Raw genomic sequence first — 14387 nt, forward strand, 5'->3', positions numbered from 1 at the left:
TCGGAAAAAACCTCCTTTCCCTGACGCCTGGCACCTGATAACTGCCACCTGTCTTTCCCTATTCCAGTTTGCCCTTCGACGACATCACGTCGGTAATCCGCGGGTCGATCCCGGTCGCCTCGTCGAGGGCCCGGCCGAGCGCCTTGAAGATCGCTTCGATGATATGGTGCAGGTTTTCACCGTAGGCGAGATTGACGTGGATATTGGCCCCGGCGTGATTACAGAAAGCGACAAAGAACTCTTCGACCAGCTCGACATCGAAATCACCGACCTTGACCTTCGGCAGCTCGGCATTAAAGACCAGCAGCGGCCGGCCGGAGAAATCTACGATTACCGAAGCGAGCGCTTCATGCATCGGCATGGTGCTGCGACCAAACCGGCGGATCCCCTTCTTGTTGCCAATGGCGCTCTTGAACGCTTCACCGAGGCAGATCCCGAGGTCCTCGACGGTGTGATGCGCATCGATTTCGAGATCACCGATCGCCTTGATCTTGATCCCGAAAAAACCGTGCCTGGCAACCTGGGTCAACATGTGGTCGAAAAAAGGGACGCCGGTATCGATATCGTAGTCACCCTTCCCCTCAAGGTTGAGATTCAACCGGATCTTCGTTTCCGTCGTTTTACGATCAATAGATGCCTTGCGGCTCATCATAACCTCCCTTAATCCTTCTTCAATCGAATAGAGACAGACCGGGCGTGGGCAGTCAGTCCTTCGAGTTCGGCGATAGTGACAATCTTGTCGCCGAGACGCTGCAACCCATCCCGGGAAAAATAAACCAGGCTCGATTTCTTGATAAAGTCATCAACCCCGAGCGGCGAAAAGAACCGCGCCGTGCCGCCGGTCGGCAGGGTATGGTTCGGACCGGCGAGATAATCACCGGCCGCTTCCGGAGTATGATGTCCGAGGAAGACAGCGCCGGCGTGACGGATGCCGTCAAGAAGATCAAACGGCTCATCGACCGCCAGTTCGAGGTGCTCCGGTGCGATCCGGTTGCTGAAATCGATTGCTTCGAGGATATCGGAGGTAACGATAATCGCGCCGTAGTCGGCGATCGACTTGCGGGCGATCGCGGCGCGCGGCAGCTGTTCAAGCTGCTCGGCGACAGCCGCCTGCACCCGCCTGGCCATGGCCGCGTCGGTAGTCAGCAGGATCGAGGAAGCGATCTCGTCATGTTCGGCCTGTGACAGCAGGTCGGCCGCGAGGTGGGCCGGGTTGCCGCTGCCGTCGTTGATAATCAGGATTTCACTCGGCCCGGCGATCATGTCGATGTCGACCTGTCCGAAGACCTGTTTCTTGGCGGTGGCGACATAAATATTACCCGGACCGGTGATCTTGTCGACCCGCGGCACCGACTCGGTCCCGTAGGCAAGGGCTGCCACCGCCTGAGCGCCGCCGATTCTGAAAATCCGGTCAACCCGGGCGATCTTCGCCGCCGCCAGCACATACGGATTGGCCTCGCCGTCCGGCATCGGCACCACCATGATCACTTCGCCGACTCCGGCGACCTTGGCCGGGATGGCATTCATCAAAACCGATGAGGGATAGGATGCCTTGCCGCCCGGCACATAGATGCCGACCTTGTCGAGCGGCTGCACCAGCTGCCCGAGGTGGACATCCGGCTCTTCTTTTGAAATCCAGGTTTCGGTAAGCTGTTTTTCGTGGTAGGCGGCAATCCGTTCGGCCGCCAACTCGAGGGCGGCGAGCGCTTCCGGTTCAACCGCCGCCAGGGCCCGTTCGATCTCATCCGAAGTAACCTGGATGGTCTGCGCCGATAATTCGAGGCGGTCGAAGCGGGCCGTGTACCGGAACAGGGCGGCGTCGCCCTCCTGCCGAACCGCGGCAACGATCGCGCTGACCGTCTCCTCAACACCGGCGGGAGCCTGCGCCCCCCGATCGACAATCTTTTTCAGAGCCGCATCGAAACCGGGATCGTCAATTCCGTATATCGGTATCATGTTCCGTGCCTTGCTTCGGTTAAACCGAAATTTTCACTTCGTCATCGATGACTTTCTCGAGATCATCGATGATTCGGGAAATCTTCGTGTGTTTTGTCTTCAGGCTCGCCCGGTTGACAATCAGCCGGGTCGTGATTTCGGCAATCGTCTCAACTTCGACCATACCATTGTCACGCAGAGTCGCACCGGTCGAAACCAGGTCAACAATCCGCTCCGATAAACCGACCAGCGGCGCCAGCTCGATCGAACCGTAGAGCTTGATCAATTCGACCTGAACGCCCTTGGCCGCAAAATATTTCTCGGTGACGTTCGGATACTTGGTCGCGACCCGGATGTTCGACCAGTTGGCCGGGTCATCATCCTGCAGCAATTCTTTCGGCTCGGCCACCACCAGCCGGCAATAACCGAACTTGAGGTCGAGCGGTTCGTACAGATCCTTCCCCTGTTCAAGCAGGGTATCCTTGCCGACGACACCGATGTCGGCGCAACCGTAATCGACATAGGTCGGCACGTCGGTCGCCCGGACCGCCATGAACCGGTAACCGGCCTCGCGGTTTTCAAACACCAGCTTGCGATTATCCTCTTCCATCTCGGGACAGGTGATGCCAATCCGGCCGAAGAGCTCCATCGAATCCTGCATAATCCGACCCTTCGGCAGGGCAAAGGTAATTATATCACTACTCATTATATCCTCCCGCCCCCCCGGGTTCAGGCCGACCGGCGCACAATATCGGCGCCGAGACCTTTCAGTTTCTCTTCCAGTTTTTCATAACCGCGGTCAAGGTGATAGATCCGTGCGACTTCGGTCGTATTCTCCGAAGCGAGAGCGGCAATGACCAGCGACGCGCTGGCCCGCAGGTCGGTCGCCATTACCGGCGCACCGCAGAGTGAGGCAACCCCCTTGACGGTTGCGACGTGGCCGTCGATAACGATGTCAGCACCGAGACGCTGCAGCTCACAGACATGCATGAACCGGTTTTCAAAAATGGTTTCGGAAATCACGCTGGTTCCATCGCCAAGGGTCATCAACGCCATGAACTGCGCCTGCATGTCGGTTGGAAACCCGGGGTGCGGCTGGGTCCTGATATCGACTGAACGGATTGTCTCCGGCCCCTGCACCCGGATGCCGTCTCCGGTCTCTTCGATGATTGCGCCGGCTTCCCGCAGTTTGCCGAGAAAAGCTTCAAGCGGCGCCGCATCAATCCCCTTGACCAGCACATTGCCACGGGTCATCGCTGCCGCAACCATGTAGGTGCCTGCCTCGATCCGATCGGCCATCACACGGTAATCCATCGGCTTGAGCTGCCCAACCCCTTCAATCGTTACCGTCGCCGTGCCGGCCCCCGTGATCTTCGCTCCCATACCGATCAGGGCGTTGGCAAGATCGACAATTTCCGGCTCGCGGGCGGCATTCTCGATAATCGTCGTCCCCGTCGTCAAAGCCGCCGCCATCATCAGGTTTTCGGTGCCGCCAACCGTCGGTATATCGAAGGTAACCCGGCCGCCTTCAAGCTGCTCGGCATGCGCTTCGACGTAACCGTGATCGAGCTCGATCCGGGCGCCGAGGGATTCAAAACCCTTGAGATGAAGATTAATCGGTCGCGCCCCGATCGCACAACCACCAGGCAGCGAGACCCTGGCATGGCCGAGCCGGGCGAGGAGCGGTCCGAGCACCAGCACCGAAGCGCGCATCGTCCGGACCAGGTCATAAGGTGCCTCGATGCTTTCGATGTTGGTTGAATCGATTTCGAATGTATCACCGTTGCGCACCACCTTGGCGCCAACAATCTCGAGCAGCCTGGCTGCCGTATCGATATCGCGCAGGGCCGGTACATTGCCAAGACGGTGGACGCCCGGAGCCAACAGAGTTGCAAAGAGTAACGGCAGCGCCGCATTCTTGGCACCACTGACCCGAACCTCACCGCCAAGCGGGTGACCACCATGTATGACAATCTTGTCCACGTTTTCCTACTTTTTCATGCCGCTGACGACCCGCGGAATCCCGGCGTAGTCATCACGGAGAGTTATTTCCTGGAGGCCGGCTTCGGCAAATAACTGCCGAACAGGATCAGCCTGGTTAATTCCGATCTCGACCAGCAACCGACCGCCGTCCGTCAACTCCTGCGGAGCCTGGCGCAGGATGGCGCGATAGGCATCGAGTCCGTCGGTACCACCGTCGAGCGCTCCGAGCGGCTCAAACTCCCGAACATCCGGCATCAGCCCGTCAAGATCCCGGTGCGGAATATAGGGCGGATTGCTGACTATCAGATCATACGGCCCGCCGGAAAAATCTTCAAGGTTTCCGATGGAAAAATCGACGCGCCCGTCAACCTGGTTGAGCCGGCTGTTTGCCCGGGCAATTTCGACCGCTTCCGGGCTGATATCGATACCGCGGACCCTGACATTCTTGTTCTCATGGGCCAGGGCGATGGCTATGGCGCCGCTCCCGAGACCGATATCGAGGACCCGGCTGTTGTCCTCGAGACACTCGAGGGCCTCCTCGACCAGGACCTCGGTGTCGGACCGCGGGATCAGAACCGCCGGTGACACCCGGATCGGCAACGACCAGAATTCGGTTTCGCCAACGATGTAGGCAACCGGCTCGTGGGCCGCTCGCCGTTTGACCAGCTCGCGGTAGCCGGCCTGCTCCCGCTGGTTCAGCGGTCGATCGAATTGCAGATAAAGTCCGACCCGGTCGAGTTCGAGCAGACTGGCAAGGAGGAGTTCGGCATCAAGCCGACCGCTCTCGATTCCCTGCTGCCGGAAATAATCAGCTGTCCATTCCAGTATCCGCAGAACCGTCCAGGTCTCGGCCAAGCTCAGTTCTCCTGACCGGCCAGAGATTCGGCCTGCGAATGGGTCACCAAAGGATCGATCACTTCGTTAAGCTCACCCTGCATGATCGCATCGAGCTTGTACAGGGTCAGGTTGATCCGGTGATCGGTGCACCGACCCTGCGGGAAGTTGTAGGTCCGGATCCGTTCGCTCCGGTCGCCGCTCCCGACCTGGGACTTGCGATCGGCCGCCTGGGCCTGCTGCTGTTCGGCAAGCATCATATCGTAAAGCCGCGACTTCAGAACCTTCATCGCCTTTGCCTTGTTCTTGTGCTGCGATTTTTCATCCTGGCAGGAGACGACCAGTCCGGTCGGCACATGGGTCAGGCGCACCGCCGACTCGGTCTTGTTGACATGCTGACCGCCGGCACCGGATGCGCGGAACAGATCGAGCCGTAATTCCGAAGGATCGATCTGGATCTCGACATCATCGGCTTCCGGCAATACGGCGACCGTACAGGCCGACGTATGAATGCGGCCCTGCGACTCGGTTTCGGGGACCCGCTGCACCCGGTGGGTGCCGCTTTCGAACTTGAGCCGCGAATAGACCCGATTGCCGCTGACCATGGCAATGATCTCCTTGAAACCACCGTTGTCCGACTCGGATGACGACAGAAGTTCAACCTTCCAGCCGTTGTTGTCGGCGTAGCGACTGTACATCCGGAAGAGGTCGGCGGCAAACAGGGCCGCCTCCTCGCCGCCGGTGCCGGCACGGATTTCGAGAATGATGTTCTTGTCATCATTCGGATCTTTCGGCAGAAGGAGAACCTTCAACTTCTCCGAGAGCTCCTCATGCTGCTGTTCGAGGCCCGGGATTTCATCTTTCGCCATCTCCCGCATCTCGGGATCGGCGTCCTGGAGCAGCTCGCGGTTCCCCTCGAGCTCTTCCTCGACCTTGCGCCAGGCATGATAGACTTCAACCACTTCCGACAGGTCGGCATGTTCCTTGGTCAGGGCGCGGAATTTTTCCTGATTGTTGACAACAGACGGATCGGAGAGCAGGCCTTCGACCTCGCGAAAACGATCAACAACCCCTTCAAGTTTATCGATATTGAACATAAGTAAGAAACCGGGACCGCCGGGCACCGTTGGCGAACGGAGACCCGATCAATTGGTTAAAGGTCAGAGAATTCCTGCCGGACCTCTTTAACAGCACCACAGGTCATTGCCCCTTCAGGACAGGGGCCCTCGAGACAACCGGGACCGGCCGAGGCAAATAGCAGGGGGGCCGTCTGGCGGGCCAGCTTCAACATCTGCCTGGCCATAATCTGAATTTCCCATTGCGCCCGTCGACAGCAGCGCAGGTGGAAGAAATGTTTAAGCTCGCGGCCGTTCATGGTGATGACGATCTTGGTTGCTGCCGCATTCGGCAGCACGAACCGGGCATCTTCGGCCGGCACCCCGGCTTCGACAAGCTCAACGTAGCTCTGATGCAGCTGCTCGATCAGGGCGGCATACTTTCCCGCCAACTCCGGTTTCCCGGCGATCGACGGCGGCGTCACCGCATCAAAGGTATCGTCAAACGAAACGTAGCGCTGGCTCTGCTGGGAATAGGAAGCCAACCGGTGGCGCACCAGTTGATGCGAACAGGCACGACTGATTCCCTCGACACCGAAAGTGAAGCTGGCATGCTCGAGGACTGACAAATGGCCGAGTTCGAGAATTTTGCGCAAAAGCTGTTCCTGTTCGGCCTGCTCCCGCCCGATCAGATCATCGATCGAAGAATCTGAATAGCAAAGCCTGGCCGCACCGGCAACAATCCGTTCGGGATCGGGGGTATGAGTCAACAGTTGCACATGCATGGAGCTTGGTCTCTAATCTCGGTTCCCTCTGGCGTAACTGAAAAAAAACCGGAAAAAGAAAACGGCCCCGGAGGGCCGTCGTCGACAGTGTTATTTGCCCTGGCCGTACTTCTTGCGGAAACGCTCGATCCGGCCGGCGGTGTCGATCAGCTTCTGCTTCCCGGTAAAGAAGGGATGGCAGGCTGAACAGATCTCTGTCGTGATCTCTCCCGCCCTGGTCGAGCGGGTCTCAAAGCTGTTGCCACAGTGACACTTCACTGTCGCCGATTCGTATGCTGGGTGGATGCCTTCTTTCATCTTCTATCTCCTTGTCGGCCTGGCGAGTACAGGCCCTGTCTTTCCTGATTATATGATCCTGATAAGCGTACATTTCTACCATGTCTGAAAAGACGATGCAAGCCCCGGATGTAAGATTTTAACTACTGATTCATCGATTCAAAAAACTCTTCGTTGGTCTTGGTTTCTCCGAGTTTGTCGAGCAGGAACTCCATACTGTCAACGACGTTCATCGTCGACAGGACCTTGCGCAACAGCCAGATACGCTGCAGGCTCTTCTCGTCGATCAGCAACTCTTCACGGCGGGTGCCCGACTTGTTGATATCGATCGCCGGGAAGGTCCGCTTGTCAACCAGGCGCCGGTCGAGAAGAAGCTCCATGTTGCCGGTTCCCTTGAACTCCTCGAAAATAACCTCGTCCATCTTACTGCCGGTATCGACCAGGGCGGTAGCGATGATGGTCAGACTGCCGCCTTCCTCAATGTTGCGGGCCGCGCCGAAGAAACGTTTCGGCTTGTGCAGGGCGTTCGAATCGACGCCACCGGAAAGGATCTTGCCGGAGGGCGGAACCACTGTATTATAGGCCCGGGCGAGACGGGTGATCGAGTCGAGCAGGATAACGACATCGCGCTTGTGCTCGACCAGACGCCGGGCTTTTTCGATGACCATTTCGGCAACCTGGACGTGACGGGTCGCCGGCTCATCGAAGGTCGAGGAAATAACCTCGCCGTTAACCGAGCGCTGCATGTCGGTCACCTCTTCCGGCCGCTCGTCGATCAGCAGGACGATCAGGTAGACTTCCGGGTGGTTGGTCGTAATCGCGTTGGCGATGTTCTGCAACAGCATGGTCTTGCCGGTACGCGGCGGCGCCACAATCAATCCACGCTGGCCCTTGCCGATCGGCGAGACGAGGTCGATCACCCGGGAGGAAGTATCCTCGGGAGTTGTCTCCATGCTGATCCGCTCATCGGGGTAGAGCGGCGTCAGGTTGTCAAAGAGGGTCTTGTCGCGAGCGACCGCCGGATCTTCAAAATTGACCTCGGCGACCTTGAGCAGGGCGAAGTAGCGTTCCCCCTCCTTCGGCGGCCGGATCTGCCCGGCAACGGTATCCCCGGTGCGGAGAGTAAAGCGGCGGATCTGCGACGGTGATACGTAAATATCGTCCGGTCCCGGCAGGTAGTTGGCATCGGGGGCCCGCAGAAAGCCGAAGCCATCCGGCAGGATCTCGAGGACACCTTCACCATAAATGGCACCATTTTTCTCCGAGGTCGCATTGAGAATAGCGAAGATCAGGTCCTGCTTGCGCATCCCGGGGGTGTTTTCGATTTTCAGATCTTTGGCAATGCCTGCCAGTTCGGTCGCTTTTTTCTCTTTCAGATCCTTGAGATTCATAGCCCTTCCTTTGTTCTGTACCAGAAGCCAGCAACGTTTACGGTGTCCACGCGCAGGCCCATACAGAGGGGAACAGAAATAGTTCTGTCATTTATCAATATATTTTTATCGTTCTTATAAGTTGGAAAAATTCAGGAAAGAATCCTGGCCGCATTTTCCGGCCAGCCGTTTTCATATTTTATTTATCAACCTATCCGATCAGCAAGAATTCCGATAATCAATCAGAAATAACAAGAGGCTTAAAAAGTTGATAGGTCCAGAGTCTGTTTATGGATTTGAAAATTACAACGGGCTAATAAACGTAGCAGTTATAATGCTATTTACATCCTTCCCCGCAGCTTGTCAATCAGATAATCGAAAGAAAGTTATGTTTAGAGCCCTTTTTTGAGCTGATCGACCAGTTCGAGGATCATCTGGTTGTATTTGCGCGGGATCGTCGTCTTGATGAAAAGTCCCGTGTCAAGTTCGGCCAGAGTCCGTTCCAGACCGGGGAGGGAGATCTCCTTGACCGCCACCTCTTTTGTCATATTCCAGTGGGCTTCGGTGAAATCGGGGTAATCGAGACGGAGGAAGTGAGCACTGGCGGCGACCGGTCGGGTCCAGAGGATGTCGGACGGAGCCGCGATCACCACGGCCGTGTAGAGTAGAGAACGGTATTCGGTCTGCAGGTACTCGAGGCGGGTGCTGTCCAGTCTCCACCGTTTTTCCGGCCGCTCAATTCCATTGATGATGACAACCAGGATGCCGTCTACCAGGCGATCCTGGATCAACCCGGAAACCCGGTCCGGATCGAAGCTGTAGCGATAATGCATCGCCGCACCCTCACCTTCGACCACCCGCGCTGCAACCAGCTGGCTGAACAGATCGGCACCTTCACTTTTGATCTGTCGAATGTCAAAATAATAACCTTTGTCACGCAACATTTCGATCAGCCATTCATCAACATCCCGGCTGGTCTCTTCGAGCAGCGCAATCAGACCGTCGCGGTTCGAGTAATTGATGGTTTCAGCATCGACCAGGACCGGCAGAACGCCGAGCGTCTGAACCTTGCGCGGCGGAGCGGGCTGCTTCTGACCGGTCAACAGGGTGCATCCAGCCAGGGCAAAAGCGACAATAATAAGGATGATTTTTTTCACAACGGGCTCCGGAAAGTTGAAGGATTTGATCCATTATAACTGATCAGCGCGAACAGGCACCTGTGGAATGTCTTTTAATACGAAATTGTCAATCGCCCAGCGCAGAATTTCTTCCGCGGGTGCGCCCGACAAATCGGCGACAGGGTTCTGCCCGAGGAATTTCAGCGCCTGAATAAGGTTAGCAGACTGATCGTTATGATCAAGACCAAAATCGCCATGCCGCTTGCTCAGCTTCTCATCATCGCCACCGAGAGCGAGCGGCAGGTGAATGTACTTCGGCGGTACGGCATCGAGACAGGCATGCAGATAAATCTGCCGCGCCGTTGACGAGAGCAGATCAGCTCCGCGGACAACCTGGTTGACTCCGCAATCGATATCGTCGATGACCACCGCGAGCTGGTAGGCATAAATGCCGTCGGCCCGCTTCAACACGAAATCACCGACCGCGTCGGCAAGATGCTGTTCAACCGCGCCGAATACGCCGTCGATGAAACAGAAGAGCCCGTCCGGAACCTTGATCCGCTGGGCCCGGGGGTGCCGCCCCGGCGGCAGTCCCTGTCGGCACGTTCCCGGATAACGCGGCCCCTCTTCGCCCGGAGCCGGCGCACTGGCAAGGATCTCCTTGCGCGTACAACCGCAGTCGAAAAGCAAGCCCCGGGAACGCAGCCACTGCAGAACCTCCTCATAGCGTTCGAACCGGCTGCTCTGGTAGAGCACGTCGCCATCCCACTCAAATCCGTACGCTTCGAGCTCCGCCAGAATGGAATCGGCGGCCCCGGGAACGACCCGTGGAGTGTCGATATCCTCCATCCGGAGCAACCACTTCCCGGCTGCCTGCCGGGCCAGGACATAACTGCCGACAGCAGCAACCAGTGAGCCGAAATGGAGAGTCCCGGTCGGGCTCGGGGCAAAACGACCAACGGTTTTTTTCTTTGCAAGGTTCATGGTAAAGGTTTCCTGATTCAGGATGATGCCCTTGATGTTCAGGGCTGTCAAGTCGAGCAGAAAAGAAGATGACCGGTCAGGTTGGGATTGACAAAAGTGAAGTTGCCAAGTATTAATGACTGAGACTGTTATCAATTGGGAGGGAAGCTGTGCTCATCACCCGTGCAACCGAATACGCTATCCGGGCTGTTCTTTATCTGTCGAAACAGCCCCCGAAAGAGGTCGTCCTGAAAAAAGACATCTGTAAAAGCCAGGACATCACCCCGGCCTTTCTGACCAAGATCCTGCAGCCGTTGATAAAAAAAGGGATTGTCGGCTCGCAGCGCGGTGTCGGCGGCGGCTTTTACCTGACCCGGGATCCCGCCGAAATCTCCCTGCTCGATATTGTCGAAGCCCAGGAAGGTCCGTTGCTGCTTAACACCTGCCTCGAACAACCGGGGACCTGCGAACGCGATGTCTTCTGCCCGGTGCATGGCGCCTGGAGCCAGATTCGCGAGGATCTTTCCAACACTCTGTCGGATTACACCTTCGCCGAACTGGTCGACCGCGAAAAAGAAAAGATCAACTAGCACCCTCAGCCAATACTTCCCAGGCTCGCCAGGGCAACCATCATATTCTGATCAATGCCGTCTCGATCGCCAAGTACCATCAGCGCGTTCTCGCCAGCTTGTTCAAATCCGCATTCACTCAGTAATTTCTGTAGACCGGAAGATCCATACAGATCAATGATGGTCTCGATCAACGGATCGACCAGGGCAACAATCTGCAGCAGCAGCTGCCGCTGGGCAACCGGGTCCTCACCAGTCGAATACCACGGACCGACAACCTGGAGATCGGGGTCCTTTTGCAAAAGCGCCACTGTGTTGCGGCCAGAGACGAGCCGGCTGTCAGAGCTGAGGGCTGCCAACAGGTTACAACGATCTTCCCCCCAGGCCTTTCGATCAAACCGGGCCATCAGGCCGTTATCAGCATCGCCAGAAACAGCTGGAAGTTTCGCTTCAGTGCGGGGTGGAAGAACCCAGCGTTCGATCCGGTCAACGACTTCGAAACCGGCCTTTTCATAAAGGGGTTGTCCCATGGCGGAAGCGGTGAGCCAGAGCGAAGCGAGGTCTTGCCTCTGCAGAGCAGCGACCGCTTCGGCAAAAAGCCGACTGCCATATCCGCATCCGCGCCGATCGGCCGGAACGATCAGGTTGCCGATCCAGCCGCTCCGCTCATGGGCGACCGCGGTCACCATGCCGCAAAAGACCCCGCCATCGACGATGACACGGGCCGATTGACGCCAGCAGGAATTAAACATTTTCCGTTCCAGAGCCGGGACACGCCAACCTTCGCTGGCGGCGAGAACAGCAAACGCATCCCAGTCTTTTTCAACAGGTGTCCGGGTTTTCATCTTCGGTTTCATATCAAATCAGGACGCTATGTACAAAAATACAGGCCCCCCGTTCCGGGGGCCCTGTTGTTAAAAACCGTAATTACTTCAGCCAATCATTATAAAGATCGTCGCTGAAGCCGATGATATAATCGTCACCGGCCCGGTAGGTCGGCGCGCGCAGATTACCGCTCGGCCCCATCGCCTTTTTCAGCACCGCTTCGCGGCCGTCGGCCGGAGTGAATGCCTCGACCTTCTTCCCCTTGGCGATCCGGATCGATTTTGCCGACGCGAGCATCGCCCAGGCGGCATCCTCATCAAACCTTGTTTTCGTGGCATCAACAACCTCTTCAATTTCAACATTTTTTGGCTCAAGGAACCCCTGAGCTTTCTTGCAGGAGGTTCAGCCCTTTCTCAGGTAGGCCCAATCGATTTTCATAATATTCTCCTTTGACGATGTTTTTCTAATTACATAGCACATTTTTCACCCATGGAAACGATTCGATTGCAAATAAACCGCGGCCAGCCCGGCTAGATAAACCGCTGCATCATCTCGAGGGTAAATTCGTCGATATTTTGCCTGGTCACCCGGTGCGCCGACCGGCAGTTTTCGGCGTGCCGCCGCAACTCGGCATCATGCAGGTCGTCGAGCCGGGAAAAGATGCCGCTGCGGCGGCCGACCATGTAAAGAAGCTGCTCGTCCTCAGCGAGAGCGAGAAAGCGGCGGAGCGGCGCCGTCATTTTTTCCTTGTCCTCCGGCAAGGTTCCTTCGACTTCCTGCAGCAGGTTGAGGATGTGATCGCTTTTGACCGTGCTGGTGATGCCGTCGAGTTTTTCAAGCATCAGCAACAGCTCCTCGGCCATCGCCACGTCGCCGAGCCTGGCGAAAGCGCCGGACTTGTAATCATCGAAGAGTTCAATACTTTCCGGCAGGCCGAGGGTGCGAATGCGGATAAAGTCTGGATCGATCCGGTTCAGGGCGGCGGCGGTCTCGAGAGCATTCTGCCGCGAGAACTCGGCGCCGCCGAGCCCCGGCATGAAATATTCGGAGAGTTCAATGCCGGCCCGCCTGACCTTCTGCCCGGCCTTGATGTGAGTCTCCTTGTCAGCCCCCTTCCTGACGAAATCGAGGACTGCGTCGCAGGCCGATTCCATGCCGATATGAATCCGGTTGAGACCGGCGGTGGCGAGGCGCTGCAGATCGCTATCGCTGATCCGGGCGACAGTGTGTGAACGGGCGTAGGAGGTGATGCGCTTGACCGACGGGAAAACGGTTCGCGCATATTCGAGGATTTCGACCAGATCGTCCGGTCGGATGACCAGGGTGTTGGCATCCTGCAGAAAGATCGACTCCATCCCCCCCTGAATCCAGAGCCGGGCAATATGCAAAGCCATCTGCTCATCCGCCGGCCGCCCCACCAGCAGAGATTGACACTGCATCTGCGTGGCGCTGCCGGTCTCTTGCCGGAGCCGTTCGATGGCATCGACATAATGACGGACCAGGTCGATATCCCGCCTGATCTCAGCCACCGGCCGGATGCTGAATTTTTCTCCTTTGTAGAGACTGCAGAAGGTACATTTGTTCCACGGGCAGTTGCGGGTAATCCGGAGGAGCAGGCTGTGCGCTTCACTCGGTGGCCGGATCGGGCCGATCTCGAACCCCGAATAATTGTCGGAATCGTTCATGTTTAAAGCCTCGCGAGGACGGTTCGTGCGCTCGGACCGGTCTATCCAGTATAACCGGATGACGTCCGGAAAGGGAGCCGGCGATTACGCTTTTGTCGCGGTTATAATCGCCCGTAACGGCGCCGGATGGCCTTCCATGGTCTTCAGCGGATCATCGGGATCGAGAAAGTCGGCAAGCGATTCCTCAATCATCCACTCGGTCGCCCGCTGCTCATCGACACCGGTCCGGTTGGCATCAACGCACCTGATCTCTGTGAAGCCGCAGCGGGCCAGCCAGATTTCAAGAACCGGTACCGAAGGAATGAACCAGACATTGCGCATCTTGGCATAGCGCCCGGCCGGGGTCAGCACGGTCGTTTCGTCCCCCTCGACCACCAGCGTTTCGAGTACCAGCTCTCCCCCCGGCTGCAGAGCGCCGCGCAACTCGAGCAGATGCTCAAATGGCGACTTGCGGTGGTAGAGGACCCCCATCGAAAAAACCGTATCAAAGCAGTTCAGATCGGCCGGCAGATCCTCGCCGCGCAACGGCAGGACATGGTGCTGCGGGTCAGCCAGGTAACGCTGTATCACCTGGTGCTGCAAAACGTAGAGCATCACCGGGTCGAGGCCGATCACCAGTCTGGCCCCTTCGCCACGCATGCGCCAGCCGTGATAACCGTTGCCACAACCGACATCAAGCACCATCCGGCCCGCGAGCGGCGCAATGTGCGGTCGCAGCCGCTCCCACTTCCAGTCGGAGCGCCACTCGGTGTCGATGTTGAGACCGAAGAGTTCGAATGGTCCTTTGCGCCAGGGGTGCAGAACCTTCAGCTTTTTGACAAAGTCGTCACAATCGGTGATCGCCCCGGCCGGGCCGATCGCGACCCGTTCCTTCAATTCGACCGGCCCGGGTTCGATCAGCGGCAGGCCGTTCAGCGCCGCCTGCCATTCGGCCATCTTGCCGTGACGGCGGGAGGTGAACTCGGCCGCGATCGCCGTCCTCAGCCGGG

General features: G+C 57.6%; 16 protein-coding genes. 1 reads left to right on the forward strand and 15 read right to left on the reverse strand.

The genetic code is table 11. The features are described from left to right. Window positions 1–58: 58 nt before the first annotated feature. The 11 genes from C0623_07650 to C0623_07700 form a co-directional block, all read right to left on the reverse strand. On the reverse strand, window positions 59–649 hold the full coding sequence (locus tag C0623_07650) for an imidazoleglycerol-phosphate dehydratase HisB (GenBank protein PLY00249.1): 591 nt from the start codon (window positions 647–649) through the stop codon (window positions 59–61). An 11-nt stretch (window positions 650–660) separates the two neighbouring features. Then, window positions 661–1956 (reverse strand): histidinol dehydrogenase, encoded by a 1296-nt coding sequence (gene hisD, locus C0623_07655; protein PLY00233.1) that lies wholly within the window; start codon window positions 1954–1956, stop codon window positions 661–663. A 19-nt stretch (window positions 1957–1975) separates the two neighbouring features. Further along, window positions 1976–2641, reverse strand: a complete 666-nt coding sequence (locus C0623_07660; GenBank protein PLY00234.1) for an ATP phosphoribosyltransferase — start codon at window positions 2639–2641, stop codon at window positions 1976–1978. 23 nt (window positions 2642–2664) lie between these two features. Beyond that, window positions 2665–3918 (reverse strand): UDP-N-acetylglucosamine 1-carboxyvinyltransferase, encoded by a 1254-nt coding sequence (murA, locus tag C0623_07665; GenBank protein PLY00235.1) that lies wholly within the window; start codon window positions 3916–3918, stop codon window positions 2665–2667. 6 nt (window positions 3919–3924) lie between these two features. Further along, complete coding sequence (gene prmC, locus C0623_07670; protein PLY00236.1) at window positions 3925–4773, reverse strand: peptide chain release factor N(5)-glutamine methyltransferase; 849 nt, start codon at window positions 4771–4773, stop codon at window positions 3925–3927. A gap of 2 nt (window positions 4774–4775) precedes the next feature. Then, the gene (locus C0623_07675) at window positions 4776–5849 is read right to left on the reverse strand and encodes a peptide chain release factor 1 (GenBank protein PLY00237.1); all 1074 of its coding nucleotides are present in this window, start codon (window positions 5847–5849) and stop codon (window positions 4776–4778) included. Between the two features lie 56 nt (window positions 5850–5905). After that, entirely contained in the window at window positions 5906–6592 is a 687-nt protein-coding gene (locus C0623_07680; GenBank protein PLY00238.1) for a thymidylate synthase (FAD), read from the reverse strand. 90 nt (window positions 6593–6682) lie between these two features. Further along, the gene (locus C0623_07685) at window positions 6683–6889 is read right to left on the reverse strand and encodes a 50S ribosomal protein L31 (protein PLY00239.1); all 207 of its coding nucleotides are present in this window, start codon (window positions 6887–6889) and stop codon (window positions 6683–6685) included. A gap of 122 nt (window positions 6890–7011) precedes the next feature. After that, window positions 7012–8259 (reverse strand): transcription termination factor Rho, encoded by a 1248-nt coding sequence (locus C0623_07690; GenBank protein PLY00240.1) that lies wholly within the window; start codon window positions 8257–8259, stop codon window positions 7012–7014. 371 nt (window positions 8260–8630) lie between these two features. Further along, window positions 8631–9395: a hypothetical protein gene (locus C0623_07695; protein ID PLY00241.1), complete on the reverse strand. Its 765-nt coding sequence runs from the start codon at window positions 9393–9395 to the stop codon at window positions 8631–8633. 33 nt (window positions 9396–9428) lie between these two features. Next, complete coding sequence (locus C0623_07700) at window positions 9429–10340, reverse strand: tRNA glutamyl-Q(34) synthetase GluQRS (GenBank protein ID PLY00242.1); 912 nt, start codon at window positions 10338–10340, stop codon at window positions 9429–9431. Between the two features lie 149 nt (window positions 10341–10489). Between C0623_07700 and C0623_07705 the strand changes: the two genes are divergently transcribed. Next, the gene (locus C0623_07705; protein ID PLY00243.1) at window positions 10490–10909 is read left to right on the forward strand and encodes an Rrf2 family transcriptional regulator; all 420 of its coding nucleotides are present in this window, start codon (window positions 10490–10492) and stop codon (window positions 10907–10909) included. 5 nt (window positions 10910–10914) lie between these two features. On the opposite strand, the gene C0623_07710 is transcribed toward C0623_07705, so the two are convergent. From C0623_07710 to cmoB, 4 genes are all read right to left on the reverse strand, one after another. Then, complete coding sequence (locus C0623_07710; GenBank protein ID PLY00244.1) at window positions 10915–11745, reverse strand: hypothetical protein; 831 nt, start codon at window positions 11743–11745, stop codon at window positions 10915–10917. Between the two features lie 70 nt (window positions 11746–11815). Further along, the gene (locus C0623_07715; GenBank protein ID PLY00245.1) at window positions 11816–12010 is read right to left on the reverse strand and encodes a hypothetical protein; all 195 of its coding nucleotides are present in this window, start codon (window positions 12008–12010) and stop codon (window positions 11816–11818) included. A gap of 233 nt (window positions 12011–12243) precedes the next feature. Next, window positions 12244–13398: a radical SAM protein gene (locus C0623_07720; protein PLY00246.1), complete on the reverse strand. Its 1155-nt coding sequence runs from the start codon at window positions 13396–13398 to the stop codon at window positions 12244–12246. Window positions 13399–13482: 84 nt separating this feature from the next. Continuing rightward, on the reverse strand, window positions 13483–14387 hold a 905-nt coding region (gene cmoB, locus C0623_07725; protein ID PLY00247.1), incomplete at its 5' end, for a tRNA 5-methoxyuridine(34)/uridine 5-oxyacetic acid(34) synthase CmoB.

This window comes from Desulfuromonas sp., from assembly GCA_002869615.1.
Taxonomy (GTDB): Bacteria; Desulfobacterota; Desulfuromonadia; order Desulfuromonadales; family UBA2294; genus BM707.

What these genes read in the sequence shown, in the direction of transcription:
- C0623_07650 (PLY00249.1), bottom strand. Translation starts at nt 649, where the DNA reads ATGAGCCGCAAGGCATCTATTGATCGTAAAACGACGGAAACGAAGATC.
- hisD (PLY00233.1), bottom strand. Translation starts at nt 1,956, where the DNA reads ATGATACCGATATACGGAATTGACGATCCCGGTTTCGATGCGGCTCTG.
- C0623_07660 (PLY00234.1), bottom strand. Translation starts at nt 2,641, where the DNA reads ATGAGTAGTGATATAATTACCTTTGCCCTGCCGAAGGGTCGGATTATG.
- C0623_07675 (PLY00237.1), bottom strand. Translation starts at nt 5,849, where the DNA reads ATGTTCAATATCGATAAACTTGAAGGGGTTGTTGATCGTTTTCGCGAG.
- C0623_07680 (PLY00238.1), bottom strand. Translation starts at nt 6,592, where the DNA reads ATGCATGTGCAACTGTTGACTCATACCCCCGATCCCGAACGGATTGTT.
- C0623_07685 (PLY00239.1), bottom strand. Translation starts at nt 6,889, where the DNA reads ATGAAAGAAGGCATCCACCCAGCATACGAATCGGCGACAGTGAAGTGT.
- C0623_07690 (PLY00240.1), bottom strand. Translation starts at nt 8,259, where the DNA reads ATGAATCTCAAGGATCTGAAAGAGAAAAAAGCGACCGAACTGGCAGGC.
- C0623_07700 (PLY00242.1), bottom strand. Translation starts at nt 10,340, where the DNA reads ATGAACCTTGCAAAGAAAAAAACCGTTGGTCGTTTTGCCCCGAGCCCG.
- C0623_07710 (PLY00244.1), bottom strand. Translation starts at nt 11,745, where the DNA reads ATGAAACCGAAGATGAAAACCCGGACACCTGTTGAAAAAGACTGGGAT.
- C0623_07715 (PLY00245.1), bottom strand. Translation starts at nt 12,010, where the DNA reads ATGCTCGCGTCGGCAAAATCGATCCGGATCGCCAAGGGGAAGAAGGTC.
- C0623_07720 (PLY00246.1), bottom strand. Translation starts at nt 13,398, where the DNA reads ATGAACGATTCCGACAATTATTCGGGGTTCGAGATCGGCCCGATCCGG.